The sequence below is a fragment of the Microcystis sp. M049S2 genome, assembly GCF_020245625.1.
Taxonomy (GTDB): domain Bacteria; phylum Cyanobacteriota; class Cyanobacteriia; order Cyanobacteriales; family Microcystaceae; genus Microcystis; species Microcystis ichthyoblabe_A.
Genome location: NZ_JADBUN010000023.1, coordinates 1 through 3652 on the forward strand (window position 1 = coordinate 1; position 3652 = coordinate 3652).

The 3652-nt window shown below is 44.5% G+C and carries 4 protein-coding genes; 3 read left to right on the forward strand and 1 reads right to left on the reverse strand.

Annotation, left to right across the window (positions count from 1 at the left end; all coding sequences use genetic code 11):
• The first annotated feature begins 189 nt into the window (after positions 1–189).
• Together IM496_RS01885 and IM496_RS01890 are read left to right on the forward strand one after the other, a co-directional pair.
• Positions 190–645: a hypothetical protein gene (locus IM496_RS01885; RefSeq protein WP_194018313.1), complete on the forward strand. Its 456-nt coding sequence runs from the start codon at positions 190–192 to the stop codon at positions 643–645.
• On the forward strand, positions 632–958 hold the full coding sequence (locus tag IM496_RS01890; protein WP_194018312.1) for a hypothetical protein: 327 nt from the start codon (positions 632–634) through the stop codon (positions 956–958). Before IM496_RS01885 ends, IM496_RS01890 begins: the two co-directional genes overlap by 14 nt.
• A 418-nt stretch (positions 959–1376) precedes the next feature.
• Here the strand turns inward: IM496_RS01890 and IM496_RS01895 are convergent, their stop codons facing one another.
• On the reverse strand, positions 1377–1523 hold the full coding sequence (locus IM496_RS01895) for a hypothetical protein (protein ID WP_194018311.1): 147 nt from the start codon (positions 1521–1523) through the stop codon (positions 1377–1379).
• Between the two features lie 117 nt (positions 1524–1640).
• Between IM496_RS01895 and ilvD the strand changes: the two genes are divergently transcribed.
• Positions 1641–3326, forward strand: coding sequence for a dihydroxy-acid dehydratase (gene ilvD, locus IM496_RS01900; RefSeq protein ID WP_287661072.1), 1686 nt, complete (start codon positions 1641–1643; stop codon positions 3324–3326).
• The last annotated feature ends 326 nt before the right edge of the window (positions 3327–3652 follow it).

The window sequence follows — 3652 nt, forward strand, 5'->3', positions numbered from 1 at the left end:
CAGTATATCACAAAAATTGCTTCGGTGCTTCAAGATAACTGATAACTGATAACTGATAACTGATAACTGATAACTGATAACTGATAACTGATAACTGATAACTGATAACTGATAACTGATAACTGATAACTGATAACTGATAACTGATAACTGAAGTGTCCTATTCTTACGGTTAGGTAAAAGTCAACTATGAGTGCTAAATTTTGCATATTAATTCCCTCAAAAATCTTGCGAATTGAAAAGCATTTTAGGCAAAAGCTAGATTCGTGGCTGGCTGAAGCTGAGGCGGCAAATCTTTCTAATTGCGGTTTGTCTAATTATGCTCTATATAGCTTGTCAGAATTTGAGAAACGTCCAGATGTTAATTTGAATTTGCCAGATAATATCGGCGATCGCTATCATGTAATAGATTGGGGATTTTATTTTATGTCTGATGCTATCCTGAGAGATTTTTTATCTTGGCTGGCACAAATATATGTTTATGGAGAAGTGGGAGTATTGAAATATTGGTCTGATGAACTTAGACGGTTTCCCCCAATTAAAATTAGTAAGATTCAGCAGTATATTTCTCATTTTTCTATGAAGAATTTACCGCTAGATGAACTCTGGTTTTTTTTATTAGGAGAAATCAATGAAACTAGCTAACTTATTTCCTTTAAGCAAGGAACAAAGACAGACACTCATTCGTAATTATCAAATTCTCCGACAAGAAGTCGATAAGATTGGTAAAGAGTATGAACAAAAATCTTATGAAGAACTGTTCAGCAAAAATGAACCAACAATTTTAACGGTAACAACGGATGCGGGTTTCAAACTAACCTTCGTTGCGGAAGCTTACCATTTACAAAAAAATGGGACAATCTGCTTTTGTATTGATGCTGATGGTTTACCAACCCTATTTTGCATCAAGCCATCCTACAATTTCTACAAACGTTCTGATGACTCGGTGTATTACTAAATTAATCCTTTTCTTTCCCAGATGAACAGCTTATATTATATCTGGTTAAATAACCGTGATATTGTCAAGGCGCAATCCTAGCACCCTTTACATCTGCCATGCTTCCCACAGCAGCCAATTGATTTATTCAGCAAACCCCAATTAGGGTTTGCGGCCAAAAGTAGGGGCGAAGCATTCGGATAGAAAATCTCTGGTTTCACCGATAGGTTATTGCCCGAATTCATCGCCCCTACAGGACGCGGGCCGATGAAGACGCAAGGTTTTGAAGCACGATTCTCTCAAAATCTTGCACCTGTTTCGCGAGAAAAGCCACAAAACCTCTACCTTGCCTACATTTCACATTTATTCAGCAAACCCTAATTATGGATGCTTTTGCCGATAACCTGTACTGCACTGAAACTGATTAGGGGAAATTTTATTACAAATGCTCAAGCTTGTTCTTTTGCAACTCTAGCGCTTGCCACCCTCCCATACTTTTTAAACAGGATTTCGTCTGACTGCTGATTCCTGATTCCTGATGGCTGTTCCCTGAATCATCCCGCAGTTTTATATTTTCTTTAGACATGGACTGTCCTAAAACCTGCTCAGAGCGGCCAAAAGTCAGAAAATAGAAATAAAGGTGCGATTGGAGAACTTGAGCAGCGATCGCACACATAAGCCGCCATTGGAGAAAGATAAAGTTATGGCAGATAACTACAGAAGTCGCATTGTTACCCAAGGTACCCAACGCAGTCCTAATCGGGCTATGTTAAGAGCGGTAGGTTTTGGGGATGAGGACTTTAGCAAACCCATCATCGGCATCGCTAACGGATTTAGCACCATTACCCCCTGTAACATGGGAATCAATGATTTAGCAATGCGTGCCGAAGCAGGAACCAGATTAGCGGGGGGAATGCCGCAACTTTTCGGGACTATCACCATTAGTGACGGGATTTCCATGGGAACAGAAGGGATGAAATATTCTCTCGTTTCTAGGGAAGTAATCGCCGATTCCATTGAAACCGTCTGTAATGGTCAAAGTCTCGATGGAGTCCTCGCTATCGGGGGTTGTGACAAAAATATGCCGGGGGCAATGATTGCCATGGCCAGGATGAATATTCCCGCTATTTTCGTCTATGGTGGCACGATTAAACCGGGGCGCTACAAAGATTGCGATTTAACCGTGGTCAGTTCCTTTGAAGCCGTGGGACAGTACAGCGCCGGTAAAATCAGTGAAGAAGACCTCATCGGAATCGAACGCAACGCTTGCCCCGGTGCCGGTTCCTGTGGTGGAATGTTTACTGCTAATACCATGTCTTCCATTTTTGAAGCCATGGGGATGAGTTTACCCTATACCTCAACCATGGCCGCCGAAGATGAGGAAAAAGCCGATAGTACCGAAGAATCGGCCAAGGTTTTGGTCGAGGCGGTTAGAAAACAGATTCTCCCTAGCCAAATTTTGACCCGTAAAGCCTTTGAAAACGCCATTTCGGTAATTATGGCGGTGGGAGGTTCCACTAACGCTGTGCTGCACCTTTTAGCCATTTCCCGCACCATCGGGGTAGAATTATCGATCGATGATTTTGAAACCATCCGGCAGCGTGTACCGGTTATCTGCGATCTTAAACCCTCCGGGCGTTACGTTACCGTAGATCTGCATAAAGCTGGTGGTATTCCACAAGTGATGAAAATTCTCCTGGTTAATGGTTTACTCCACGGGGATGCCCTCACCATTAGCGGTCAGACTATCGCCGAGATTTTAGCCGATATTCCCGACCAACCGCCCTCAGGCCAAGATGTTATCCGTCCTTTTAGCAATCCTGTCTATAAAGAGGGTCATTTAGCCATTTTAAAAGGAAATCTGGCCACAGAGGGGGCCGTGGCCAAAATTAGCGGCGTGAAAACTCCGGTCATCACTGGGCCTGCGCGGGTGTTTGAGTCGGAAGAAACCTGTTTAGAGGCAATTTTAGCCGGAAAAATTAAAGCCGGGGATGTGGTGGTTGTCCGTTACGAGGGACCAGTAGGCGGACCGGGTATGCGGGAAATGTTAGCCCCCACTTCGGCAATTATCGGCGCCGGTTTAGGGGATTCCGTGGGATTAATTACCGATGGTCGTTTTTCCGGGGGAACCTATGGCATGGTGGTCGGTCACGTCGCTCCGGAAGCGGCGGTGGGTGGCACAATTGCCCTAGTAGAGGAGGGGGATCAAATCACTATTGATGCTCGTCAGCGTCTCTTGAGTTTAAATGTATCGGAAGAAGAATTAACCCGTCGTCGTAACCATTGGCAACCGCGCCCCCCACGCTATAAAACGGGAATTCTCGGCAAATTCGCCAAGTTAGTCTCCTCTAGCAGTCTCGGCGCTTTAACGGATCTGAATCTGTTCTAAAAGTATAACTAGGGTTTGCGGCAAACAGCTTTTCCTGGGGGCAGGGTGTGGGGTGTGGGGTGTAGGGTGTGGGGTTTTATCGATTTTCAGGTGGTCAACTACCTAATTTTCAGGGAAAAAGCACCCACTGCTCACCCAACACTCCCACTGATAACTGATAACTGATAACTGATAAGACTGACGGCTCTAATTAGGGTCTGCTGAAAAAGTTTTTCCTGGGGGTAGGGTGTGGGGTGTGGGGTGTGGGGTGTAGGGTTTTACCGATTTTCAGGTGGTCAACTACCTAATTTTCAGGGAAAAAGTACCTCAATTTTCCCCCTGATCAC